Origin of the sequence: Geofilum rhodophaeum, assembly GCF_002210225.1 — a bacterium.
Taxonomy (GTDB): Bacteria; Bacteroidota; Bacteroidia; order Bacteroidales; family Marinilabiliaceae; genus Geofilum; species Geofilum rhodophaeum.
Genome location: NZ_MWUJ01000005.1, coordinates 135,032 through 160,464, shown reverse-complemented (window position 1 = coordinate 160,464; position 25,433 = coordinate 135,032). Strand labels below are relative to the sequence as shown.

The 25,433-nt window shown below is 50.1% G+C and carries 24 protein-coding genes; 6 read left to right on the top strand and 18 right to left on the bottom strand.

The features are described from left to right. Positions 1–35 precede the first annotated feature (35 nt). Positions 36–2,042, bottom strand: a complete 2,007-nt coding sequence (gene ftsH / locus B4W65_RS06950) for an ATP-dependent zinc metalloprotease FtsH (protein ID WP_088654410.1) — start codon at positions 2,040–2,042, stop codon at positions 36–38. Between the two features lie 24 nt (positions 2,043–2,066). After that, positions 2,067–2,444: a ribosome silencing factor gene (gene rsfS / locus B4W65_RS06945; protein ID WP_088654409.1), complete on the bottom strand. Its 378-nt coding sequence runs from the start codon at positions 2,442–2,444 to the stop codon at positions 2,067–2,069. Between the two features lie 113 nt (positions 2,445–2,557). Here rsfS and B4W65_RS06940 point away from each other — a divergent pair, with 113 nt between their 5' ends. Continuing rightward, on the top strand, positions 2,558–3,307 hold the full coding sequence (locus B4W65_RS06940; protein ID WP_088654408.1) for a biotin--[acetyl-CoA-carboxylase] ligase: 750 nt from the start codon (positions 2,558–2,560) through the stop codon (positions 3,305–3,307). Here B4W65_RS06940 and B4W65_RS06935 read toward each other — a convergent pair. Then, positions 3,304–3,750, bottom strand: a complete 447-nt coding sequence (locus tag B4W65_RS06935) for an SRPBCC family protein (RefSeq protein ID WP_088654407.1) — start codon at positions 3,748–3,750, stop codon at positions 3,304–3,306. The genes B4W65_RS06940 and B4W65_RS06935 overlap by 4 nt on opposite strands. 48 nt (positions 3,751–3,798) lie before the next feature. Further along, on the bottom strand, positions 3,799–4,428 hold the full coding sequence (gene pyrE / locus B4W65_RS06930) for an orotate phosphoribosyltransferase (protein WP_088654406.1): 630 nt from the start codon (positions 4,426–4,428) through the stop codon (positions 3,799–3,801). Between the two features lie 44 nt (positions 4,429–4,472). Here pyrE and B4W65_RS06925 point away from each other — a divergent pair, with 44 nt between their 5' ends. After that, positions 4,473–5,096 carry an NUDIX hydrolase gene (locus B4W65_RS06925; RefSeq protein WP_088654405.1) on the top strand — a complete coding sequence of 208 codons (624 nt, stop codon included), beginning with the start codon at positions 4,473–4,475 and terminating at the stop codon, positions 5,094–5,096. Between the two features lie 38 nt (positions 5,097–5,134). On the opposite strand, the gene B4W65_RS06920 is transcribed toward B4W65_RS06925, so the two are convergent. The 13 genes from B4W65_RS06920 to B4W65_RS06860 form a co-directional block, all read right to left on the bottom strand. After that, complete coding sequence (locus B4W65_RS06920) at positions 5,135–6,424, bottom strand: peptidylprolyl isomerase (RefSeq protein ID WP_088654404.1); 1,290 nt, start codon at positions 6,422–6,424, stop codon at positions 5,135–5,137. Between the two features lie 13 nt (positions 6,425–6,437). Then, on the bottom strand, positions 6,438–7,241 hold the full coding sequence (locus B4W65_RS06915) for a peptidylprolyl isomerase (RefSeq protein ID WP_240509502.1): 804 nt from the start codon (positions 7,239–7,241) through the stop codon (positions 6,438–6,440). Between the two features lie 6 nt (positions 7,242–7,247). Beyond that, positions 7,248–8,063 carry a peptidylprolyl isomerase gene (locus tag B4W65_RS06910; RefSeq protein ID WP_088654403.1) on the bottom strand — a complete coding sequence of 272 codons (816 nt, stop codon included), beginning with the start codon at positions 8,061–8,063 and terminating at the stop codon, positions 7,248–7,250. A 28-nt stretch (positions 8,064–8,091) separates the two neighbouring features. Continuing rightward, positions 8,092–8,439 (bottom strand): hypothetical protein, encoded by a 348-nt coding sequence (locus B4W65_RS06905; RefSeq protein ID WP_088654402.1) that lies wholly within the window; start codon positions 8,437–8,439, stop codon positions 8,092–8,094. Positions 8,440–8,496: 57 nt separating this feature from the next. Next, entirely contained in the window at positions 8,497–9,351 is an 855-nt protein-coding gene (locus B4W65_RS06900; RefSeq protein ID WP_088654401.1) for a UDP-2,3-diacylglucosamine diphosphatase, read from the bottom strand. Between the two features lie 68 nt (positions 9,352–9,419). Then, positions 9,420–10,424 carry a GTPase ObgE gene (gene obgE / locus B4W65_RS06895; protein WP_088654400.1) on the bottom strand — a complete coding sequence of 335 codons (1,005 nt, stop codon included), beginning with the start codon at positions 10,422–10,424 and terminating at the stop codon, positions 9,420–9,422. Between the two features lie 154 nt (positions 10,425–10,578). Next, positions 10,579–11,154: an adenylate kinase gene (locus B4W65_RS06890; RefSeq protein ID WP_088654399.1), complete on the bottom strand. Its 576-nt coding sequence runs from the start codon at positions 11,152–11,154 to the stop codon at positions 10,579–10,581. Positions 11,155–11,276: 122 nt separating this feature from the next. Continuing rightward, positions 11,277–11,813 carry a hypoxanthine phosphoribosyltransferase gene (gene hpt, locus B4W65_RS06885; RefSeq protein ID WP_088654398.1) on the bottom strand — a complete coding sequence of 179 codons (537 nt, stop codon included), beginning with the start codon at positions 11,811–11,813 and terminating at the stop codon, positions 11,277–11,279. Between the two features lie 118 nt (positions 11,814–11,931). Beyond that, positions 11,932–12,885 (bottom strand): signal peptidase I, encoded by a 954-nt coding sequence (lepB, locus tag B4W65_RS06880; protein ID WP_240509510.1) that lies wholly within the window; start codon positions 12,883–12,885, stop codon positions 11,932–11,934. Between the two features lie 15 nt (positions 12,886–12,900). Further along, positions 12,901–14,088: a 6-bladed beta-propeller gene (locus B4W65_RS06875; protein ID WP_088654396.1), complete on the bottom strand. Its 1,188-nt coding sequence runs from the start codon at positions 14,086–14,088 to the stop codon at positions 12,901–12,903. An 11-nt stretch (positions 14,089–14,099) separates the two neighbouring features. After that, on the bottom strand, positions 14,100–14,426 hold the full coding sequence (locus tag B4W65_RS06870; RefSeq protein ID WP_240509509.1) for a 6-bladed beta-propeller: 327 nt from the start codon (positions 14,424–14,426) through the stop codon (positions 14,100–14,102). 629 nt (positions 14,427–15,055) lie between these two features. After that, positions 15,056–15,496 (bottom strand): hypothetical protein, encoded by a 441-nt coding sequence (locus tag B4W65_RS06865; protein WP_088654394.1) that lies wholly within the window; start codon positions 15,494–15,496, stop codon positions 15,056–15,058. A 5-nt stretch (positions 15,497–15,501) separates the two neighbouring features. Beyond that, positions 15,502–18,285, bottom strand: coding sequence for a hypothetical protein (locus tag B4W65_RS06860; RefSeq protein WP_088654393.1), 2,784 nt, complete (start codon positions 18,283–18,285; stop codon positions 15,502–15,504). Between the two features lie 145 nt (positions 18,286–18,430). Between B4W65_RS06860 and B4W65_RS06855 the strand changes: the two genes are divergently transcribed. Together B4W65_RS06855 and B4W65_RS06850 are read left to right on the top strand one after the other, a co-directional pair. Then, positions 18,431–19,318: a hypothetical protein gene (locus tag B4W65_RS06855; RefSeq protein ID WP_088654392.1), complete on the top strand. Its 888-nt coding sequence runs from the start codon at positions 18,431–18,433 to the stop codon at positions 19,316–19,318. Between the two features lie 38 nt (positions 19,319–19,356). Continuing rightward, a complete protein-coding gene (locus B4W65_RS06850; RefSeq protein WP_158522795.1) occupies positions 19,357–21,408 on the top strand; it encodes a ComEA family DNA-binding protein in 2,052 nt (683 codons plus the stop codon). Here the strand turns inward: B4W65_RS06850 and recQ are convergent, their stop codons facing one another. Continuing rightward, complete coding sequence (gene recQ, locus B4W65_RS06845; RefSeq protein ID WP_088654390.1) at positions 21,409–23,589, bottom strand: DNA helicase RecQ; 2,181 nt, start codon at positions 23,587–23,589, stop codon at positions 21,409–21,411. A gap of 251 nt (positions 23,590–23,840) precedes the next feature. Between recQ and B4W65_RS06840 the strand changes: the two genes are divergently transcribed. Together B4W65_RS06840 and porQ are read left to right on the top strand one after the other, a co-directional pair. Then, on the top strand, positions 23,841–24,329 hold the full coding sequence (locus B4W65_RS06840; protein ID WP_088654389.1) for a YkgJ family cysteine cluster protein: 489 nt from the start codon (positions 23,841–23,843) through the stop codon (positions 24,327–24,329). A 72-nt stretch (positions 24,330–24,401) separates the two neighbouring features. Continuing rightward, positions 24,402–25,433: a type IX secretion system protein PorQ gene (porQ, locus tag B4W65_RS06835; RefSeq protein WP_146697735.1), complete on the top strand. Its 1,032-nt coding sequence runs from the start codon at positions 24,402–24,404 to the stop codon at positions 25,431–25,433.

Here is a 25,433-nt window from a genome sequence, read left to right as displayed (position 1 = left end):
GCAAAATTAACACAAAGAATTTAATAAAAAAAGTTCTATTTTACATCCTCTCCAGGCGAAGCAGCATCTGCCTCGCCCTTGGGATCCGCAGGCCCTTCCTGAATAACGTGTCCTGCCGGCATACGTTTTCCAAAAATCTGCTCCAGATCTTCACTGAAAATAACCTCACGCTCCAACAACAACTCGGCCAATTGGGTATGCTTTTGGGCGTTGTCCCTTAAAATTTGCTTGGCTCTTTCGTACTGGTCTTCCACAATGCGCGACACCTCCTCATCAATCAACTGGGCGGTGCGTTCACTATAGGGCTTACTAAAGGCATAATCATTTTGGCCGGTAGAGTCAAAATAACTCAGGTTACCAATTTTGGGACTCATGCCAAAATAAGAAACCATGGCATAGGCCTGTCGGGTCACCTTTTCCAGGTCGTTCAGTGCACCGGTGCTTATGCGACCAAAAACCAGATCCTCCGCGGCCCTGCCGCCCAAGGTGGAGCACATCTCATCCAACATTTGCTCATAGGTATTGAGCGACCGCTCTTCGGGCAAATACCAGGCGGCACCCAGGGCTTTCCCCCGGGGCACGATGGTTACTTTAACCAGGGGATGAGCATGCTCCAACAGCCAGCTGATGGCTGCGTGGCCCGCCTCGTGAAAGGCTACAGCACGCTTCTCATCCTTCGAAATGATTTTATTCTTCTTCTCCAGTCCCCCCACAATACGATCCACCGCATCCAGGAAATCTTCCTTCTCGACCACCTTCTTAGTCTTCCGGGCGGCAATAAGGGCGGACTCGTTACATACATTGGCGATATCGGCCCCTGAAAAGCCAGGTGTTTGCCGGGCCAAAAACTCCGACTTCACATCTTCACCCAGTCGTAAAGGACGCAGGTGTACTTCAAAAATGGCTTTACGCTCATTCAAATCGGGCAGTTCCACACTAATTTGTCGATCAAAACGACCTGCGCGCATCAAAGCCCGATCCAGGATATCTGCCCGGTTGGTGGCAGCCAGAATAATTACACCACTGTTGGTGGCAAAACCATCCATCTCGGTCAGCAATTGGTTCAGGGTGTTTTCCCTTTCGTCGTTGCCACTGAAATTTACATTCTTTCCGCGGGCGCGACCAATGGCATCAATCTCGTCGATAAACACAATGCAAGGCGCCTTCTCCTTGGCCTTTTTAAACAAGTCGCGGACTCTGGAGGCGCCTACCCCTACAAACATTTCTACAAAATCGGAACCCGACATGCTAAAAAAAGGCACATTGGCCTCTCCGGCCACGGCCTTAGCCAACAAGGTTTTTCCTGTTCCGGGAGGGCCAACCAGCAAAGCCCCCTTGGGTATTTTGCCCCCCAGTTCGGTAAACTTCTCCGGCTTTCTTAAAAACTCCACAATCTCTTCAAGTTCGGTTTTCGCTTCTACCAAACCCGCCACATCGTCAAAGTTCACTTTAATGCCTGTTTCCTTATCGAACATACGGGCCTTGGATTTGCCCACATTAAAGATATTGCCACCGCCCCCGGCACCACCCTGGGAGCTCATCCTTCTGAACATAAAAATCCAAATGGCCACAATAAGCAGGATGGGCCACATCATCATAAAAAAGTCACGAAACAAGTTCGTGCGCTCCTCATACTCAATGGGAATCTTCGTACTTCCATCCTCTTCGGCCTTCTGGCGGGCTTCCTCCAGTTTATCCAGCGTAGGGATCCGCACCTCAAAATGGGGTCCGGTACGTGGCAAACTACTCTGATCCTTTAAGAGGTCGGCATAGCGATCCAGCGCTTCTTCCTTGAGCGTAATCTCGGCCTTGCCTTCGTTGGTTACCACCACCACACGGGTGATGTCGCCCCCCGGCAAAATTTTATCCTCAAAAACGCTCCAGGGAACCGTTTGGGGACTCTGTCCTACATTAAACAGACTAATGGCCACCAGCGACACCAAAATGATGCCGTATATCCAATAGGCGTTAAATGGCGGCATTTTAGGGCCACCGGGCTTATCGCCCTTCTGTCCGTCCATATTTTTTTTGTTTTCTGCCATGCTGTGCAAACAATTAAATTTCTTCTAAAACAAATCGGCCAGGTCTTTTCTTCCGGCATCTGCCCAAAGACCTTCCAGGTTATAAAACGACCTTATCGGTCGCTGAAAAACGTGTACCACCACATCCATATAGTCAATCAACACCCACTCGGCATTGCTTTTTCCCTCTACATGCAGGGGCTTATCTTCCAGCTTTTTCCGCACATAATCCTCCACCGAGTCGGCGATGGTATCCACATGCACATTACTGTCCCCGTCACATATAACAAAATAACTGGTGATAGTGTTCTCAATACCGGTCATATCCAGCACCGTGATGTTCTTTCCCTTCTTTTCCTGAATTCCTTCTACTACGGCATTTACCAACGCTTTTGTTGCTTTTGCCTGCTGCTTATCTGTCATTCGTTGTGGTTTTGCTGACTATAAATTATAATTTTGTCCAAAGATAATACTTAAAAAGCACATAAAGGCCTATTTCAAATGCGAATGGTCCCTGCTGTATGCCCTTACATTCTATGAAAAACAACGAACTTTTTCAGATTCATCATTTCAAAGCAGTCGACTCCACCAATGCCCGTTTACGCGACATGCAGACCCAAGAAGAGCTGCCTGAGTTTACGGTAGTGTGGTGCGACAAACAAACGGCCGGACGTGGCCAAATGGGCAACAGCTGGGAGAGCGAAGAAGGAAAAAACCTCACCTTTTCCCTCTTACTTCGGCCCGATTTTTTGCCGGCAAGCCAACAATTTCGCATCACCCAACTGGTTACCCTGGCCTTGATGGATGTACTGCATCCTTTCAGCAAAAACATTGCCATTAAGTGGCCCAACGACATTTATGCCGGAGATAAAAAGCTGGGGGGTATCCTCATCGAAAACAGTTTGAAAGGCAACAGTATCGACCAGTCCATAATAGGCATAGGCCTCAACCTCAACCAAATACACTTCACCTCAGGAGCCCCAAACCCCATCTCGCTCAGCCAGCTTACCGGACTTCAACACAGTCGCAAGAAGGTCCTGGGACAGTTTTTAAGAGCCCTGACAATCCGCTATGTAGATTGGTTGGAAAGCGGAAACAGCGACAAATTGGCAGACGAATACCTGCTCTACCTGTATCGCCGGGACGGCTGGCACCGCTATGCCGATGCGCAGGGTTCTTTTGAGGCTACTTTTGAGGGAATAGAGCCCGATGGACATCTGTTGCTGCGCGACAGCGGCGGGCGTGCCCGCCGCTACGCATTCAAAGAAGTCAGCTTTTTGCCCTAAAAAGATTCGTCCAGGGAGGCGGACGGCGCATCCAAAGGCGGGTAGTCGTAATTCGCGATGGCGGACGTCACCACGTCCAGAAATTTGCTGATCGCCGGACTCACCATCATTTTCAACATGGGGTTAAGCTCCGCTTTAATGGTCAGCTTTACCCGCGTGTCGCCCGGAGCCAGTTCTTTAAGCTGCACCCACAAATGAAAAAGAAAGGGTGTTTTGCCGTCGGCTGCAAACTTTATGGTCTTATCGGGTTCCCGGTCCACAATTCGCAGACCGATTTCCCCTACACCCTCCACACTAAAGCGACAGGCATCGCCGTCGCTTTCCCAGTCCTTGATGTATTGGGGAGGCAATAAAGCTTCAAAATGATTAAAATTGGACAAAAAATCAAAAACAACGCCCGCCGGCTGGGGCATCGCTTTAACCGGACCTTCAAATGTTGTCATTCCCTTCCAGGGTCTTTACAGTAAATACTTAGTCTAAAGCAGTTCGTCTCACACCCCCCAACTGCCCGGGGCCTTACGCCATTGAGCCAGCGTTTCGAGTTCATCTGCCGAAACCGCTCCCTCGGCCACCGCCACTTTCAACAGCGTTTCATAGTCACTCAGCGTGAACAAGGCGATGCCTGCCTGCTCAAAATTTTGCTCTGCAGTGGCAAAACCATAGGAAAAAATGGCCAGCATACCCAAGACCTCGCCACCCTGTGCACGCACGGCTTCGGCCGCTTTGAGACTGCTGCCACCGGTAGATATCAGGTCTTCAATAATGACCACTTTTTGTCCCGGTTCCAACACCCCTTCGACCAGATTCTCCAACCCGTGCCCCTTAGCAGCTGAGCGGATGTAAATAAAAGGCTTATTAAGCACATCGGCCACCAAAGCACCCTGTGCAATGGCTCCGGTAGCCACGCCGGCCACCACATCCACATCGGGGTAACGTTCCCTGATTTGCCCGGCAAAACAAGTCTTTATATAATCACGCACCTCCGGAAACGAGAGGGTCTTTCTATTGTCGCAATAGATGGGCGATTTCCAGCCAGAGGCCCAGGTAAAAGGGTTTGCGGGTTGCAATTTTATTGCCTTAATTTGCAACAATTGCGCAGCAACGGTTTCTTGAATATTCATAGCGCGATACAAAGTTTACTTATCCTAAAAGATTATTCCTGCAAATGTATAAAATCTTTTTTAAGGACCGGGTGCTGGTATTAACAGCCAATATCGAACGCGACTTGAGCCAGGGGGTGGGCAGCATACTGAAATACGCCAATCAGGGCGAGCTCCGCAATTTCATTATGGATTTTTCGGCCAACAGCCAACAAGTCCGGGCCTACATCTACCATCATCATTTGAACGAACTGTTGACCAAGGTGAAAGCGCTTTTCCGTTGTTTACCGGCGGCAGGTGGCCTGATCTGGCATGCCGAAACCGGTGCCTTCCTGGGGATGCATCGACTGGGGCATTTTGATTTGCCCAAAGGCAAGGTAGAGCAGGGAGAAAGCTTTGAAACGGCCGCCTTACGCGAAGTAGAAGAAGAATGTGCCTTAAAGGTCATGCTGCTTCACCCGCTTTGCACCACCTTCCACACCTATCGACTGGGCGAAGATTTCATTTTAAAAGAAACCCGCTGGTTCGAAATGGAGTACCGGGGCAGTGACTTGCCCCAACCGCAGAGCGAAGAAAATATCGAGCAGGTGTTCTGGGTAAAACCAGAGGAAGTAAAACATTACCTGCCGAAAACCTATTCCTCCATCAGGGAAGTACTCAAAAGCTCCGCCCAACTAAAAGCGCTCTAAGTCCCAGCTGAAACAGCACTGCGCAGCACCCGAAAAAGTCAATCGCGGTAAATGAATTCCATCCGCAAAACCCGCACATCCTTTACCGGACGGTCGGTCTGATAGGTCTCCAGCATCGAAATCCGGTCGACCAGCTCCATGCCTTCCAACACCTCCCCAAAAACCGTGTAATCCCAATCAAGATGGGGTGCACCACCCACCGTACGATAAACCTCGCGCTGTCGCGCACTGAACTTCCTCCCTTTTTGCGCTTCCAATTCATCCAATTCACGGTCCAGAAAAACCCTTCCGGCCACAATATAAAACTGAGAGCCATCCGATTCGTCTCTGGGATTCTTGGCATCGGGCAATTTGGAGGCCGCCAAAGCACCCCGCTTGTGGAAAATGCCCGGCACCACCTTCATCGGCAGAGTATAACCCGGTCCCTGCCAACCGACCACCTCATCGGGCCCGGCGTCGCGGGTGTCGGCCGCCCCGGTCTGTATTAAAAACCCGCGCAGCACCCGGTGAACGGTCAGACTGTCGTAAAACTGATCGCTCACCAGACGAATAAAATTATCGCGATACTCCGGGGTTTCGTCGTACAGGCGAAAAACAATATTGCCCATATTGGTCACCATGCGATAAGCCGCAATCCGCTCATGCGAAGGATACACTTTGTTGCTCTTAGCGCTCAGGTCAATCGGCGCCTGCACCCCTTGCTGCTGCTTCATCAATTCAGCTATCCATCGGGCCTTAAGCACCCGGGGACCTTCCTCGCCTTCCTGAACGATTCCGGCCAGGGCATGGTCCTCAAAAAAAGCAGGCTTCCCGGGCGCTAAGGCAGCCGCCAAGGGATATACACCCAAACTGTCCTCAGCCAAAGCGGGTCCCATGGGCACCTTCCTGACCTGCAAACGGCCCTCCGGCCGAAGCAGGGTGTACAAGGTGTCCGACTGCGCATCGGGCGATAAAATTTTCAGAAAATTCTTGTTGCTGCGCCCTACTTTCAATAGGACCAGGTCCCTATCAAGATCGTAGGCCGTATAACCCTGCACGGGGTAAGTCTGCGTAGTCTCCAGGGCAGTCAGCCGAATCCGGTAAGCCCCCTTAACCGCACTCAGATTGGCCACCACCAAATCCGGAGCCACATAAAACCCGTAAGTCCTCCCCAGCGAACGGGTGTAATGATCGGAGAGCAGCAACTCCGCCATCCCCAATACATTTTCGGAATAAGACCCACGCACGGAAGGCGTATCCGCCTCATTGGGACCGGCCGACCGGCCGCCACATGAGGTCAGCAGCACCAAGAGCAACAACAAAGACACTTTTCCAATCACTTCAGACATAAGCCAAAGAGTCTTATTCTATAGTAATTTTAACGTCGCTGAGGGGACGATCGTTCTTATCGGTAGGCAGGGCCGCAATGCGATTAAGCACATCCTTCCCTTCTACCACCTCGCCAAATACCGTATAATCCCCGTCCAAATCGGGCAAACCGCCAACAGTGGTATAAGCTTCGCGTTGGGCCTCGGTGAACTTCAGGTGGTCGGACACGCTGAACTCAAAATCAATCTTGGCGCGGATTTCGCGAATCAAGGCGTTGAAAGCATGTGGATCCTCCTCCCGCAAGCGATCCAGCTCCGGCTTATGGGGCACATAATACAATTCACGCAGCTCTCGCAAAATGGGATTATTCACCCGCTTCTCCAGAACATCCAACTCTTCATGCGTATAAACCCTTCCGTGCACAATATAAAACTGCGAAATGTCCGACATCCTGAAATGATTGATGGCCTCAGGCTGCCTGGGGGCGCAAAGCGCCCCTTTCTTATGAAAAAGATCCGATGAAAACTCAGAACTGATGTTTTGGGCCGTTCCGTAGCCAATGTGCTTGCCCGGGGGCGCGTTGCGCGAATCGGAAGAACCACCCTGAATGACAAAATGCTCAATGACCCGATAAAACAAAGTCCCGTTAAAGTGACCGGCATCCACCAATTTAATGAACTCATCCCGATGCTGGGGCGTTTCGTTGTACAACTTCACCCGCATGGTGCCCATGTTGGTTTTTATGCGCACGGTCACCTCCTGTGCCTCAAGGCCCTGACCCAACAAAAACCAAGCAAAAAAAATACCCAAAAGACTCTTGACCATCATTCGCATCATCCCCAACTACCTTTTTATAAGTCTCATCTGCATTTTCACATCCTCCACCGGACGATCCATCCGGTTGGTCGCCACCGAAGCAATGCTGTCGATGACCTCCAGGCCCTTCACCACCTCGCCAAACACCGTGTACTCCCCATCAAGGTGGGGCGCACCGCCCAGGGTCGTGTAAACCGCTTTGTGTTCCTCCGGCAGCACAAAAGGGGTCATCGCCTCCAATTCAGGGGCCGCTTCCTCTTGAATCTCCGCCATCAGGGCCTCCCAGCCGGCACGATCGCCTGCCTGTTGAAATCCCATCAGAGTAGCCCGGTGTGGCTCGGCATACTTCATGAAAATCTGCTGCTTCTTTCGCTCCGTATGCATCTGTTCCAACTGAGTCAATTCCCCTTCTTCAAAGACCTTACCCTGCACAATGTAAAACTGGGAACCGGACGATTTCTTCTCCGGATTTACCTGGTCGCCCTGACGAGCAGCCGAAAGCACCCCTTTTTTGTGAAAAAACTGCGGATATAAAATCTCCGCATCCAACTGGTAATCCGGTCCCCCAGCTCCCAGCATAGCCGCCGAATCGGCGCCCCTCGAATCCGGATCACCGCCCTGAATCATAAACTCAGGAATCACCCTGTGAAATAAAAGGTCGTCAAAAAAGCCTTCTTCCACCAGCTTAATAAAATTATCGCGATGCAAAGGCGTTTCATCGTAAAGCCTTACCTCCATCACCCCATAGTCGGTGGTGATTTCGACCAGCGTTTGCTTGGCCCCACAAAACACAAAAAGCTGACTCAAGGCCAATACAGCCAGAAAAAAAGAAGTTCGTTTCATAACAGCTTACTCAATTATTAAATCAGGCCTATTGTTGAATAGGTTCCAAAACCTCATCAAAATAAAGCACCATTTCCTGCTTCAACAAACGTTTTTGCAGGTTGGGACTCAGACTGCGCACGTTTTTTATGACCTCAAATTCGGGCCATCCTTCCCGGTCCTTGCCACTCTGCTGAAGATAGCCCAGGCGCTCCAGCAGGCGACACTTCCCCAGATTAATGATGTCCCACTTTTCATCCCGGGTATATTCCGTCATCCCGGTTCCCAACTCCTGAATACCTATGACAAAAAGCATAAAATCAAAATCGGCAGTAACTTTAAAATGCTTACTTACCCGTAATTCTGTCTCGTTCCAAATATCTTCACTAAATTCCATTGTTCTTCCTTTTAATGGTATGTGAGACAAACAAGTCAGGGCAACAAAAGTTGTGCCTCAACTTTTGAGCACCTCTCTAAAGGCCCTTACAAACACCTCCTCAGCGGTTTCCGAAAGAATCTCTTCCACAGCCGTCTCCTCCGTCAAATGAGTACCATCCCCCTTCCAGTAGCGCAAATGCCAGTCCCCCTCCTCATACTCCAAAGCCGTATTGTTTTCCACCCAGTCGCCCGAATTCAAATAGGTGGTTACCCCCGCCTGATTCATAATGCGTTTTTTTACTGGTCGGTGAATGTGCCCGCAAATCACGTAATGATAGCCTTTACGAATGGCCAGTCGCGCTACAGTCGCCTCAAACTGCGTCACCGCCTCCTTCTTACCCCCTTTCACCATATCCTTGATGCGGGCAGCCAGTGAAATCTTCTTGCCGCCAAAAAACACCAAAAAGGCATTTACAAAACGATTGAGGGCAATTAAAAAGCCAAAGCCCACCGAGCCCAGCTTAGCCATCCAACGGGAATGGTGCATAACCACATCAAACACATCGCCATGAAAAATCCAGGTCGTAGTATTATCGAGCGACAATACCAGTTTATTCGCCACCTTGAGCAAACCAAAATCAATACCGGCAAAGCGCCGGGCCACCTCATCGTGGTTTCCCGGGATATAGACCAGGCGTGTTCCCTCCTCGGCCATCTTAAAGAGATAACGAACCACTTTAAGGTGCTCGGGCGGAAAATACCGGGCAGAAAAACGCCAGGCATCGATAAAGTCGCCGTTAAGCACCAGCGTTTCGGGACGAATGGTCCGCAAATAGGCATGCAAGTCCGCAGCCTTACTCCCGTAAGTCCCCAAGTGTGCATCGGAAATCACCACCGCCTTAAGCGGACGTTTGGCCGGTTTTGCGTTCATGCTTTGGTTTTTGCAGATTCACTGCCAACAAATATAAGCAATCCCCCAAAAACAATCTTTCCCTAATGTTATCTTTCCAGAATGGAGGATTCCAAGGCCGACCAAAGCATATCTTTGAGCTCAGAAATGCCCGTACCGGTTACAGCAGAAATGAAAACATGCGGCAGCTCCGGCAACTCTTCTTCAAGCTCCTGCTGCAACTGCGCATCAATAAAGTCGGACTTGGTAATGGCCAGCAAGCGCTTTTTGTCGAGCAACTCCGGATTGTACTGCTCCAACTCATTAAGCAAAACGCCATATTCTTCCCTAATGCTTTTACTGTCCGAAGGAATCATAAACAACAAAACCGAATTGCGCTCAATGTGGCGCAAAAAGCGGTGACCAATGCCGCGCCCTTCGTGGGCACCCTCAATGATTCCGGGAATATCGGCCATCACAAAAGACTTGAAGTCACGGTACTCCACAATCCCCAGATTGGGGACAAGGGTAGTAAAGGGATAATCGGCAATTTCGGGTTTGGCCGCACTTACTGCAGCCAATAAGGTCGATTTACCCGCGTTGGGGAAACCCACCAGGCCCACATCGGCCAGCACTTTGAGTTCCATAATGGCTGCCAACTCAACCGAGGGTTCACCCGGTTGTGCAAAACGGGGCGTTTGGTGCGTAGAAGTTCTAAAGTGCCAGTTCCCGAGTCCACCCCGACCACCACGAGCCAATACCTGCTCCTCACCATTTTCGGTGATTTCGAACAAAACCTCTCCGGTTTCGGCATCCTTCACCACAGTGCCCAAAGGCACCTCTATATACTTGTCCTCCCCACTTACACCGGACGAACGCTGGCGACTGCCCGAAGCGCCATGCCCGGCAAAAATATGCCTTTGGTATTTGAGGTGAATAAGGGTCCAGTAATTCTGATTACCGCGCACAATCACGTGACCACCACGTCCGCCATCGCCTCCATCGGGCCCCCCTTTGGGCACAAACTTCTCACGACGCATGTGCGTTGATCCGGGTCCGCCTTTTCCCGAGCGACAAAAAATCTTGACGTAGTCAACAAAATTACCTCCTGCCATAAATCCTCTTTCCAAATAGTAAGACCGGAGATGAAAGGCCTCCTCCGGGGAAGCCGGCACCCTCCGGCGGGTGCAAAGTTATGCAAAAAAGATTGAAAGGGAACTACTTGTGCCGTGTCCCCTTCCAATCTATAAGTATTAAAAAATCTATAAACTACGCCGCGCAGGCCGAGATGGCCTCCTTAATCCGCTCAAAAATCTCGGACACACTACCCACGCCACGAATGCCGTGATACGAGCCCTCAGACTTGTAAAAATCAATCACAGGAGCAGTTTGCGCTTCATAAACGCCAATCCGCTTCTCAATGGTCTCCAGATTGTCGTCGCTGCGTCCCGAAGTTTCTCCCCGCTTCAGCAAGCGGGCTATCAGCTCCTGGCGCTCCACCTCCAGATTCAGCATTACATCGATGCTTTCCCCTCTTTTGGCCAGCATTTCTTTTAAAGCCTCGGCTTGTGCTACCGTTCTGGGAAAGCCATCAAAAATAACCCCCTTAGAAGACTTCAAAGCATTCAGCTTGTTTTCCAACATCCCAATGATGGTAGCATCGGGCACCAACTCGCCACGGTCGATAAAAGACGCCGCGATTTTGCCCAGCTCAGTACCTTCCTTAATTTCAGCACGCAAAATATCTCCGGTGGAAATGTGTCCCAACCCAAAATAGTCAATGATCTGTTCGCTCTGCGTACCTTTACCCGACCCCGGAGGGCCAAAAATTACAACATTAAGCATTGTGGTATATATAGTTTAAACTCAATAAAACCAAATTTGCATCAAGCACCCAAACACAAAAGTCGCCTTAGGCGCCCACTTGCAGGAAGCTCTTAAAAAAAACAGAAGAAAAAAAGTAATAGTTACTGTACCAGACTGTAAATATCCGGCAGATTACGGCCGTAGCCGTTGTAGTCGAGCCCGTAGCCCACAATGAAATCATTCGGAATTTCCAGTCCCACATAATCCAGCTTCACATCCCGCTTACAAGCCTCCGGCTTGAACAGAAGCGTGGCTACAATAACTTCGGCAGCCCCGGTCTCCTTCAACTGACGCACACTGTTTTCAACGGTAATACCCGTATCTACAATGTCCTCAAGCAAAACAACGGTACGTCCCTTCAACTCCTCATTAAAACCGATCAGCTCCTTCACCTTCCCGGTAGTCCCCAGTCCCTCATACGAAGCCAGTTTCACAAAACTGATCTGACAAGGAAAGCTGATGAGCTTCATCAGGTCGGCCGAAAACATGAAAGATCCGTTCAGGATGCAAACCATCAGCGGATTTTTGTCCTTCAAATCGCGGTTGATTTTCTCCGCCATTGTCCAAACCGCCCTTTTAATGTCACTGGCCGGTATCGAGAGGCCAAACTCCTTGTCCAATAGTTGAATGCGCTTCATTGCTGCTTTCTCAAAAAATAATTAAAGTGCAAAAGTACAAAAAAAGCCACACTCCCCTCCTAAAGCTATCTGTTTTTTAACAGTTCCACTAAATGTACCCAAGCCAAAACCTTCCCATCTATCTTAAGCCCTTGAAGATTCTGTGCCCGTCCCGGGGCGATTTTGAAAACAGCACCATCGAGGCCCTGCCGATCAACAAATCCTCACGTAAGGGTCCAAAATAACGCCCATCCTCACTATCGTGAAAATTATCACCCATCACAAAAAAATAGTCGTTCAGAAAGGTATGAACATTTCTGCCCCCATCCTTCTGCAAGTCCACACCCTCCTCGGACAAAAGGCGACCATAAACCAATGAATTGGTCTCCGTCAGGTTCATCTCCATACCCTTATAAGGAAGGGTCAGGGGCCCAAAATCGTCCAGCGTCCAACCCAGCGCCCTCTGTTTGGGATACACAGTCCATGCCGTGTCCGGACGCTCAGGATCGATCCCCGCCTCCAGCACCCCACTAAACTTCCTCAACCCACTCATCTGATCAGCAGTCAACAAACCATTGTACACTCCAGGCTCCTTCCCTGCCCACAATCTAAGTCCAAGACTGTCCCTTAAAAGCGCCAAATCGTCCTTGCCGGCAAGCCGGACTCTGGAATAGAACTGGACACCGGGAGCAAGGGACTGCTCCTCACCATTCACCATTAAACGCCCCGACACCAACTGCAAAGTATCGCCAGGCAAAGCAACCAGTCTTTTAATAAAAACCTCGCCCTTTCTCGGATGATTAAATACGACAACATCTCCCCGTCTGGGTGCCACATAGCCTTTCAAGCGCCGGTACGGCCACCACCGACGTTCCGCATCGGCATCTTCTCCTTCCCACAACCAAACCAACACATTTAGCCAGGACACCTCATAGGGCGAAGACGGCAGACGCGGGCCGTAGGCAAGGTTGTTTACCCATACCACGTCACCCGGCAACAGCGTCTGCTCCATCGATCCCGAGGGAATGGCATAAACCCCAAACACCAAAGTCTTAAAAAAGACTGCTGCGCCTACAGCACCAATAACATCCACGCCATTCAATCGACATTATTTCTGCATAGAATTCCTTAGATAAGCAATTCGAATAATAGGATTATCCAATTCTTCGACATTGAATACAAAATTTGGAATTACTTTATCTTTATGCATCTGAGAAAATTTTTCATATTCCTCAACAGCATTAAATATAACATCAGCATACAGCACACTAACCATTGAATTTGTGAATCCATTAAAATCAAAATATCTGTCGCCTTCATAAAAATCAATATCATTATACCTCCTATCAAAAATAAAATTTTCATCAGCTGCCTTGGAATAATACCCATAATAACAAGAGGCATCTTTCTTAATACAAACTCGATAAATGAGCCAGTCGTCTGTTTCTCGAAAAAATAAGACATTGACGTTGACTTTATCCATTTCATCGTTACTTTTAACATCCGCAAGGGATATATAATCCTGGAAGGCAAACGAGTACTTAATCGTCATTGTATCGGCACGATAAGCATAAATGTTATTATCGTGCCGCGATAAAAGATGAATTTCATCTTGGTAATCTGAAAAACCAGATTCAGAAAAATGCAATGAAATTCTGTTTGGAGTCAAGATAAATTGCTTTTTAAAAACACCTTTTTGATCAATTTCCCAAAGTCCTTGTCGCGTGTTAGTATCTTCATTGACGTTATAACATAAGAAAGAATGATTAGGTGTATAAGCAAGATCTCTATATAAGTCTGGGTAAACAGAAAACTGCTCTCTAAACGCACCATTAAATCCATAGGATAAAACCCTTCCAGAACTAATGTCATATATAATTATCTGTTCTAAATCATCATCAATGAAGAAATTAGAGATACTTAAAAATTCTCCTGGGCCTCTCCCAAAGTTTGCAATGGCATGGAGAAATATGCCATCCTGATTAAAAACAAAAATCTTTGAAGACCGCCTATCTAATACAAATAGAAAGCTCCCATCTTCACTAATGACAACTTTGTCTATTTTTCTTATCATGCAATCCTGACTTGTTTCAAGTACAATATATTCAACAGAATCCACTATTGTTGAGAGTCTAAGTGCATCATTTTTGAATTGCCTTGATTCAAGATTAATTACCTTATGACCAATGTCGTGCAAAGGTGTTGTATCATCTCCTTTATAAAAGGAGCAATTGGACAACAACAGTAAGCACAATACTGGCATTACCATAATAATTAATTTCGTTACGCTTTTCATAAATTATAAAATTAGATATCGATAAAGGGTCTGGTAGAATAAACTTGTTTTCCAGTTTCGTCAAAACCGGCGACACAGTTTTGCTGGGTATTATGAAAATAATACCGGCCATTGCGCACAATCATCTTTCTGGGACGACCTAAAATTGCATCACTATTGGTTTCCAGTGGAACGATCTCCATACCAGAAAAGAAAAGATTATGATCAAAGTCTTCTGAAGTCTGGTAATCCTCACCAAAAGAGATGTCAAAATCCGGATTCAATTCACTAAGAGAAACCCTTTCTTCTTGCCTGCAAGCTATTAGGCAGGTAAATAGCAATAAAAACCACCTTTTCATGATTTGCAAAATAAAAATTTAACCATTTCGACCTGAGCCGATACAAGAAATCACCTTTTTCTCTCGAAAAAGTAAAATACTATAGCTGCCAGAATTCCAGCAAATATCTTTGAAGCAAAAAACAAAAAATCAATTTGCTCATTAAAGATACTGAGTACAATTAACAGACTGGTAACTATTAAAAAAAACAACACATACCTATTCATATTCAAATAAATTTTAGAAAAAAATAATTACATAAAAAAGATGCCTAAGCGATCCTAAAGGGCTTTACCATTGGTAAAAATATTATACTTATCACGAACAAAACCAGGCCAGGAGAAATGTCCAAGAAGACATTCCTGGCTTGTTTCTAATTTGACGAGCTCCATATTCATTTAAAATAGAAGAGGCCCTCATAGCAACATTATTGCTGTTTTAATCAACTGGCACTGTAGACAGCTCATTCTCTTATCTTGGGGTGGTGCAAGCACAAAAAATCGCAGCCAATGAAACAACTATCCAAAACTTACAAGCACTTACGAGAAAACGAATCATAATCAAATTATTATTCGATAAAACAAATGGCCTCCTGCCATCCGGTCGAGGCCTGAAAAAAATCCGGCTGATACCTAATTAAAACCTTAGCTCTAACAACCATGGACTCCCCTACAGGATTTCAATATTCCCCTTCGACCCGGCGCCGTCCCCACATTCTTGAGGATGGTTAAATGTTGCCCTAAGGTATCACAAACCAATACAGTACCCTGCCTTCTGTCGAAGACAAGCAATGTGGTATCGGAAACAAGTCCTTTGTCAACGGATTGCAGTAATTGATCAGCACCATGCAACAGTGGAAGAACTCTGACGTCAGCAACAAACTCATCGCAGTTCATAGAAATATCACTGATATCAATCTCCACAGAAGTAAAGCCATCTGATTCGAAATCGGAAAGCGCTATCCTTTCAAGTTCATCAGAACCACTCCCTTTAACGGAGTCTGTTTTGCAGGCAAGCAAGAAGAAAACAGCGCAGGCGCAGCAGCATACAGTAAACCGGAAAACGAGAGGGGTTTGGGGATTGGTTTGCATAAGTCTTAAGGTTGTTTGTTCAGAAAAAAAGTGCGACTTAGTGGCCGTCCCCCGCAGCTTAGGCCCCATATTTTCAGGAGAAACTCGCCGGGGAGCAGAGAGGCGTCGAGCTCGAGGATCATTTCTCCCGCAGCATTCGGTGTCAAATTGGGATGCCAGTATAAAGTGGGGGCAAAAAACTGTTGGGAACTGCTGTGCACTACCGGGGGCTGATAAAACTCCCGGGCTTTTGTAAAGCCCAGCAAGCGGGTTTTAAACAAGCCACTGTTCCGCTCCGCATTTCCCAGGCCCATCCCGTCTTTGGTATGCACCGAAACAATAAGGCTGTTGGCTTGCAGGTGGGCTTCGGGACTGTTGTTCACGAAATAGGGCAAGAGGAAGTCGGGACAATAACATTCATTCGGCATTTTTGGCACCGCAATGGCCTCCCCCAATGGGGAGCGCGCCGGCCGACGAATGACACCTATACTGCTGATGTTGCTTAAGGAAAGATTTTGCAAGCCGCTCAAGGCCCAATCGAGGTGCCCCTTGTGGTTGGTGAAACCAGACAGTCGGCCGTCAACATAAATATACAGACGCGTATTGGGCGCACCTTCCAGACGAAAAGAATACAAATCTTCCAGATTCAAACGCTCGTCCACTGCCAGCATGTGCTCCGGCATCAAGGGCATCACGGGGTACTCCTCTTTCCTAAGGGAACCCCAGCGTCCGGACATAAGGCTTAAATCAGGAAGTATGTGTTCCAACACCGAGAAAAGACCAAAGTTCCAGGCCTCCGCCTCATTCACCTCCAACATTCGGTCCTCACCCACCGCATAATCTTCCTTCCCATACAGAGCATGCATCTTTTCAAGTGGCGACATACGCTTTCGGGCGATGATCTCCACCTCATCGAGCAACACATCGCCAGAGTCGGCCACCCCCTGCAGCATTTTCAGTCGCTCCTCCTCATAGCTAAGCGCTTGCACCAAAGCATTGTAAGCCTCCTGCTCCCCGGACAAACGCCCATTTGCTCCGGTCGCTTCCTTGGAATCACTCCCGACTGCCAGAGCCGGAGAAACCACATGACCGTAGACCAAAGGACCCATGTTGGTGTCTACTGAAAGATGAAAATCTTTCGTTTTTCCCTTCGTGTTCCGGGTTTGTACCACCACCTCAATGGTATCGACGAAATCCTCCACCTCAAACACAAAACGACCATCTTCTTCGGTAGTGGATGCACCCGCAAACACCCCGGCACCACTGCCCATCAACGTTACACCCACACCCGACACGGGCTTAGGGTTACGAATGGACTGCTTAACAGAGCCTGAAAGGTAGAAGCCGGTTTCCAATTGGTGTTCCAGCTCCGGCACCCTTCCCTTTAGAACCTCCTCCCATTTAAAGCGCCGCCAACCATTGGTCATCATCGCCAGGTCGGCCTGGCGATGCGAGGCAAAATCCTTTTCAAAAAAGTAGGAACAGTCCTGCTCCAGGCCGGGCAACTCGGAATGCAGGTAAAAATATTGTTCCATGTCCCAGGCATCCAGCTCAAGGGTATCAAGAGTTTCCTGTCGACCCAGGGAACTGAGTCCGACAGCAAAGCCGGAATCGAAGGCAGATTCTGCCGCCCTTCCCGGGTCCAGGCTAATCTTAAGCCGCTGCCCATCTGTCTCCAGCAAGGGGGGCTTGATAAAATGGTTTTCGGGTGCTATAAAAACAAGGCGTTCCAATTGGGGCTGTAAGCGGGCATTAAAAAGGGTCAGCTGTACAATCCCAGGCTGTAATTGTGCCTTGTCTATGGACAAGGCAAGCGGACTGTTTCCTTCGGGTATTTCATAGGCCTGAATAAGTTGCCCGCGTTGACTGAGCGCCAACAACAAGGCTTCGGTTTGCTTTGGGGAACGAAAAATGCTTACCTGGATTACCGTACTGTTGTAGGGGTGATCCACCCGAAGGCCGTAACCCTGGGCCTGCACTTCGGGCAAGGGATGACGGGTAGACTGGCCCTCCAGGCCCTTCAACAACAAAGCATAGGTCTGGTCGACTTCGGGCCTTATACTGAATAAGCCGCGCCCGCTGGCATCGCTGTGAACAAAGGCCAAAACGGAGTCGGACTGATCGACCAGCGTGCCACTGAGCGAAAGCGGCTGTCCCCCTGGAGAAACAGCCACGAAGGCCACTCTGGCAGGAAGTCCGACAGTCAGGGTGCCCCCTTCGGGCAAGAGGCTTACCACAGGAAGGTGCTCCTTTTGTTGCCGGCCGGAAGAAGGAGATACGGACTTGTCAGATGTAAAACGGTAGTTGGTGGCCCTGACACCCCCGGCGGCCGAACCGGCGCCTTCTTCACCGCCCAAAAGAAGGATCTCCTTTTTAAAATAAAAGTCGGACCCGGCATTTCGCATAAAATTGGTAAAGGCCTGTAAGCTTAGTGTTGCAGGATGGCCCAAATCGGGCAGGGCCAACTGTCCCTTAACACGCCCCTTTTCAATGGGAAAAAGCTGCCTGAGCAACAACTGATCGGCCGCATCGTACACCTCGACATAAAGAATACGCTCCAAATTATCGGGTTCATGCGTCGCTGCTTGAGTCAACCAGCCACTGAACCAAAGCGTATCGCCTTGAAAATAAATCTCCCGATCACTTGCCAAAAACAACTTCTGGGGATAGGTCAGGTCAACATAGCGGTTCAACTTCTCTGCCAAAACCGAAACCCCAGCCTCCCCTGTACCGGCCAACAACGTGGTTCCACTAAACAAAAGCAAAAGTTGGACCAACAAAAATCTGGAAACAATGGGGTTCAGGCGCATATAAAAATATCGAATCGGGGTGAATATGTTAAAAAATAACTACTTACAAAAATAAACCTTTACCTGTATATACAAAACAAAATCTTGCATAATTCTAAAAATAGCTGGAACTTGCTGCCTATCAACCCTATTTTGCCTTTAACCCATGCATGACCCTGATTCTACCCCCCAGCTGCACCCGGCTGAACGGCTAAGACTTAAACTCAAGCGCATCCTTTTGCTGGGCCTCCTCGCTCCCCACCTGTTGCTGTCCGCACAGAACTCCTTGTCCGACCATGCCGCCTATTGGGGCGGCACGGGCGCCACAGCGGTGGGGCTCCCCGCCCACCAGGGCAATCCGGCAGGCACTGCCTACAGTGAACACCGCTTCCTGGCTCTGGCTCATCAAAACAAGTATGGACTGCCGGAACTCAGCAGCAGAGACCTCTATTTTCTCCTGCCCACTTCGCTGTTGGTGCTCTCCGGCGGCTTTCAGCACAGCGGGCACAGTCCGCTGCAAGGCGAGACTTACAGTCTTGCTGCCGCTCGTACTCTGGCCCCCTGGCTGCGGATGGGACTCCGGGGAAACTACTGGGTGCAACGACAACAAGAAAAAGAAGCCCGTACCGCTTTTATTCTGGATGCCGGCGTGCAATACCAGCCCCGGCGCGACCTCTCTCTGGGCTTCTTCACCTGTAACCCGCTGCAAAAAAACTGGAGCGACAAGGACCCTTACCATCCGCTGCCGTCTTACACGGCAGCAGCTCTGAATTACCGGGTGGTGGAGGGACTGGAGCTGGAGGTCGGTGTGCTGAAGGAGGCGGACTTCGATGCAAGTTTTCATGGTGTTTTGCAGGTCGAACTCCACCCACGACTGGCCCTGCGCGGGGCACTGTCCGGCACCCCCCTGCGCCTTTCGCTGGGCACTCAATTACAAGTGCAGGCTTTTTATATCCACCTTCAACTGCAACACCATCAAGCCCTGGGCTGGTCGTCGGTGGTGGGACTGGCCTGGCGCTTGCCACATAAACCCCAACAAACGACCAGCAGCTAATGTCTGCTTTTACCACTATACCAAACAGAACCTTCCCTATGAAAAGACCAGCTGCCCTCCTCTTGCTTTTGCTTTTTGCGACCAGTCTCCACACCCAAAACCTGACCTCTGAACCGCAGCCCGACCAAGAACTCCTGAACGAATGGGCCGAGGCCCTGGCGGCCGAAATGGAAGAAGGTGCCGAGGAGGCACAACAGATCCTGATGGAACAGCTCCTCCATCTTTACCAAAACCCCATCAACATCAATACCGCCACACGGGAGGAGCTGCAAAGAATATTCTTTCTGAGCGACTTGCAAATCGAAGCCTTATTGTTCCAGCGCTTCCAGAACAAGGCCTTTTATTCTATTTACGAAATGCAGACCATCGAAGGCATGGATGCGGCAAGCCTCAAGATGTTGGCGCCCCTGCTGCGTTTCGACTGGGAAGCCCAAACCTCGAAAAAGACTTTTCGACCGCAGGCCGACCTCTTTATCAGGGGACAATCGCAGCTGCAAACCCAAAATGGATATCGGGCGCGCCCCGACGGCAGCATTCCCTTTCAAGGCTCACCCATCAAGGCTTATACGCGACTGGAAATAAAGGCGCTGAAGCAAGTCTCGCTGGGCCTCGTGGCAGAAAAAGACCAGGGCGAGCCCCTCTTTACCACCCAACAGCCCGGTCCCGATTACCTTTCGGGCTATCTCCAGTTTCAGACCGACCACATCCTCCGAAAAGTAATCGTGGGCAGCTACAAACTGAGCAGCGGTCAGGGCCTGGCCCTGCAAACCGGTCATGCCACGCTCAAAAGCAGTGCCACCACCTCCATCCGCAACCGGCAAGCATCTTACGCACCCTCCTTGTCGGTCAACGAAGGGGGCGGATGCTCGGGCGTACTGGTCGATCTGGGTGGGGAAGCCTGGCAGCTGCTGCCCTTTTTCTCCCGGGTGCAGCGCGACGGGAGACTCGACACCCTGGAACAAGACGGGGTGGTGCTGCGCAGCTTAAAGTCCGACGGCTACCACCGTACGGAAACCGAGCGGGCCCAAAGAAAGAATACGGAGGAGTGGGTGGTGGGACTCACCGGCAAATACCTGCTGCCCCGGATGACACTGGAAGCGGGTCTGCTGCACTACCAGCTGGAACACCCGCTACAGGCACTGCCCACGACCTACAATCAACATTACTGGCAGGGCAAAAGCACGCACAACTTTTGGCTGGCCGGTTCGGGCAGCGTGGCCAACATGCATTGGTTTGCAGAAACGGCCTTCAATGAAAGTAGCCATCCCGCCCTGTGGGCCGGCCTGCAAAGTCTGCTGAAACAAACGGCAGAGCTGGCACTGGGATTTCGCCACTTTCCGCTCGATTATTATGCCCCCCTGGGTGGGGCCCTGAGCGAGGCCTCCGTCCCCGCCGGCGAAACCGGATTCTACGTCGGTCTCGAACTGCCGCTGCCCGCTGCTTTAACCGCTTCGGGCTACCTCGATGCTTACAGCCATAGGGCAGCCCGCTATGGGGTAAGTGGACCGGCAAAAGGCTTTGACCTGCTGCTGACGCTGCACCACCAGACGAGCAGCGACTGGGAAAACACGCTGCGTTTCAGACACCGCACAAAGGGTGTGGACCGGGAAAGTGAGGAGCCGGAAACGGTCCTGGGGGAACAGAATCAAAATCAGCTGCGCTGGCAGAGTCGCTTTACACCGGGCAATAATTGGATGCTGACCCTGAGGGGCGACTGGCAAACGGTGCAGAAAAGTGGCGCGGACCGATTGGCTCCAGGCTTCTTTCTGTCGCAGGACCTGCGCTATACTTCCAACAGCAAAAAATGGAATGCTACACTGCGCTATGCCGTCTTTGATGCGGAAGAGTACGCCACCCGCATTTTTGCCTATGAGCCCGACGTGCTGTACAGCATGAGTACGCCTGCCCATTACGGCAAGGGCAATCGTTTGGTCGTTCTGGGAAAATGGACCCCGCTAAAGGGGCTCGACCTTTGGCTGCGTTTCAGCCGTTGGCACTATCCCGGACGCGAAAGCATCGGCAGCGGCTACGCCGAAATCCGGGGCGACAAAAACAGAGAAATAAAGCTGCAGCTGCGCAAGCGCTTTTGATCAGTTGCCCACCTCAGAAATGAATTTTATGCGCACCATGCGCACATCCTCCTCAGCGTACTCGTCCTCACCCAACTCCTCCAGAGCGGTGGCTATATCATCGGTCTCGGCGTCCTCCTTGAAATAAAGGAAGATATCGTCGCGGTGGTCCTCATCCATCACCTGATCAATATGGTAATCGATGTTTACACGCGTCCCGCTGTAAACGATGGACTCCAGCTCCTTCAGCAAATCGTTCATCTCTATGCCTTTGCTTTCGGCAATGTCGTCGAGCGGCACCTTGCGGTCGATGCTCTGTATGATGGAGATCTTCAACTTCGATTTATTGGCCACCGATTTCACCACCAAATCAATGGGGCGATCCAGCTCATTGTCGGACACATGCTGCTCAATCAGCTTCAGAAACTCGGCACCAAAACGCTTGGCCTTTCCGGCCCCCACACCCGGCATATTCTGCAACTCATCCATAGTAACCGGATAGTAAGTCGACATGGCCTCGAGCGAAGGATCCTGAAAAATAACGAAAGGCGGCAGGTTCATCTTTTTGGCAATCTTCCTGCGTAAATCCTTCAGCATCGTAAAGAGCTGGGGATCGACAGCCGCCGTAGTGGCTCCGGAGCGATTCTCCTCCTCCAGCTCATCGTAATCGTGATTGCGGGTCAACCAAATGGGGTAGGGCTCCTTCTGATAGGCCTGTCCCTTTTCACTGATGCGCAGCAAACCGTAGTTCTCAATTTCTTTGATGATGAGTCCCTCTACCAGACTGTGACGGATAACGGCATTCCAATACTTGGCATCCTCGTCCTTACCCACCCCAAACACATCGAGCTCTTCGTGGGTGTAGGCCTTCACCGAAGTAGTGGCTTTGCCCACCAGCACATCGACCACATGGTCGGCCTTAAATTTCTCCTTAATGGCCGCAACCACCTGCAACATTTTCACAATCGCTTCCTGTCCCTCAAATTGCTCCTTAGGGTGCAGACAGTTGTCGCACGAGTCGCAGTTGTCTTCCTTAAACTGCTCCCCGAAATAGTGCAAGAGCAGTTTGCGTCGACAAAGGGAGGTTTCGGCATAAGCCACCGTCTCGAACAGCAACTGGCGACCAATTTCCTGCTCGGCCAGGGGCTTACCCTGCATAAACTTCTCGAGCTTTTGAATGTCTTTGTAACTGTAAAAAGCGATGCAGCGTCCTTCGCCGCCATCGCGACCGGCGCGACCGGTCTCCTGGTAATAACCTTCGAGACTCTTGGGGATGTCGTAGTGCATCACTATGCGAACATCGGGCTTATCGATACCCATCCCAAAGGCAATGGTGGCTACAATAACATCTACCTCCTCATGCAAAAATTTATCCTGGTTGCCCGAACGGGTAGAAGCATCCATGCCCGCATGGTAGGCCAGGGCCTTGATGCCGTTCACCACGAGCATTTCGGCCAACTCCTCCACCTTTTTGCGACTCAGACAGTAAATGATGGCCGACTTGCCGGGACTGTCCTTTAAAATGCGAATGATTTCACGCGAAGCATTGACCTTGGGCCGCACTTCGTAATAAAGATTGGGCCGGTTAAAGGACGACTTAAACACGTGGGCCTGCAACATACCCAGAGTCTTTTGAATGTCGTGCTGCACCTTGGGTGTTGCCGTTGCGGTAAGCGCTATAACGGGGGCCTCCCCAATTTCATTAATAATGGGCCTGATGCGCCGGTATTCGGGACGAAAATCATGCCCCCACTCCGAAATACAGTGGGCCTCATCTACGGCGTAAAAGGATATCTTAACCTGTTTCAGAAACTGAATATTGTCCTCCTTGGTCAGGGATTCCGGTGCTACATACAAAAGGCGGGTCTTGCCCGACAGCACATCCTCCTTCACCTGGGTAACAGCGGCTTTGGTCAGCGAGGAATTCAGGAAATGGGCCACGCCCTCCTCTTCGCTAAAAGCCCGCATGGCATCCACCTGGTTCTTCATCAGGGCAATCAGCGGCGAAATAACAATGGCCGTACCCTCTAAGATAAGGGCCGGCAACTGGTAGCAAAGCGATTTCCCCCCACCGGTCGGCATAAGGACAAAAGTATCGTTACCCGCCAATACATTGCGGATAATGTCTTCCTGATTGCCCTTAAAGGTATCAAAACCAAAGTGCCGCTTCAGATACGCATTTAAATCAATGTGCTTTGTCATAACAGAACTTGCGTTGTTCCCAAATTATTAGTTCTTGCTCGCGCCATACACCATGGCATCGGACCGGAATAAACAAACAAAGATAGCAGAATTATGCATTTTTGTAAGCCCTGGATAACAATTCACCCCTCCCGGCAGTTGCAACAGATAAATATGAAGTTAGAAAAACTTTTAAGTAATCACAACAAGGCGACTGCTAAAAAAACTTTATTTTAGCCTCCGGCTAATGCTGCACCGACAAATAACATGACGTGGATTTAGATCGTTTCAAGGAACAGGCAAAAAATCAGGCCAGGGAAAACAAGCAGTTTTTAGAGAAACTGCGCAAACGCAAACCGGCCGATCTCGACCAGGTAACGCTGGACCTGCATCACGAGGCCTTTGCGCACATCGACTGCCTGACCTGTGCCAACTGCTGCAAAACAACCAGTCCCCTGCTCATCGACCGCGACATCGATCGCTTGGCCAGGCGCTTAAAAATGAAGCCCTCACAGGTAGTGGAGACCTATTTAAAAGTGGACGAGGAAGGGGATTACGTTTTCAGAGAAACCCCCTGCCCCTTTTTAATGGGCGACAATTATTGCATGGTGTACGAAGACCGCCCGCGGGCTTGCAGGGAGTACCCGCATACCGACCGCAAACGCTTTTATCAGCTCCTAAAACTGAGCTACAAAAACACCCTGGTTTGTCCAGCTGTACTGAAGGTGGTGGAGGGACTGAAGCAACATTACCGCCAATAAAAGCGTTGAGACTATGGTCGAATGACAAGGAAAGCTTATTTTTGACCTTTAAATATCATCAAGACAAAAGGCGTGGGGAGACTCTTAAAAAAATACGGCTGGCTGCTGGTGCTCCTTTTTATAAGTCAGTGGAGTTCGGCACAAAGAGGCGGGGAAAGTCTGTACGGACTGCTCCACCTGACGCAATCGGCCAGGGTCACTGCTCTGGGCGGCTCGCAGGCCGGCCTGCACGATCGCAATCTGAGTATTCTGCAGCACAATCCTGCCGTACTCGATTCCGTGCATACCCGGCAAGTCTCCCTTAGCTACGTCAACTACATGGCCGGAATCAATTATGGCTTTGGCGGCCTTGCCTGGCACTTTGAAGGCATAGGCACCATGGCCCTGGGCTTTCAGCACACCGCTTACGGCGACTTTATTGCGGCAGAAATCGACGGGACCCGCACGGGCTATTTCAATGCCGGGGAGACCGTGATTCAGGCGACTTACAGTCGCCCCCTTAGTGCGCGGTGGACCGCAGGCCTGTCGCTTAAACCGGTATTCAGTCGACTGGAAGCCTATAAGTCGTGGGGACTGGCTGCAGATGCCGGGGTATTTTATCGCAGCGACGATGGCTTGTTTAACGGGGGACTGGTTTACCGGAATTTTGGTCGTCAGTTTACCTCCTACAGCTCGGCCCCCACCGAATCCCTACCCGGCTATATACAACTGGGTATCTCGCAAAAACTGGCCCACGCCCCCTTTCGTGTTTCCCTTACGGCCCAGGACCTCTTTTCCGGCTCACTCAGCTATACCCTGCCCGAGTCGTCCGAAAGTGGCACCACCATGCACCAGGAGGAAGACAGCAATTTTGACAAAGTCATCAAACACTTTGTGCTGGGCGTAGAGTTTGTGCCGTCCGACAACTTTTATGTCGCCGGAGGTTTTAATCCGCGGCGACGCTCCGAACTCAAAATGAACAACAAGGCCTCCACTACGGGATTGTCCTGGGGTTTTGGTTTTCGCATTGCCCATTTCCATTTTGCCTACGGTTCGGCCCGCTACCATTTGGGCGGCACCTCCAATCATTTTTCCATTACCACCAACCTGCATTCGTACCGCTGA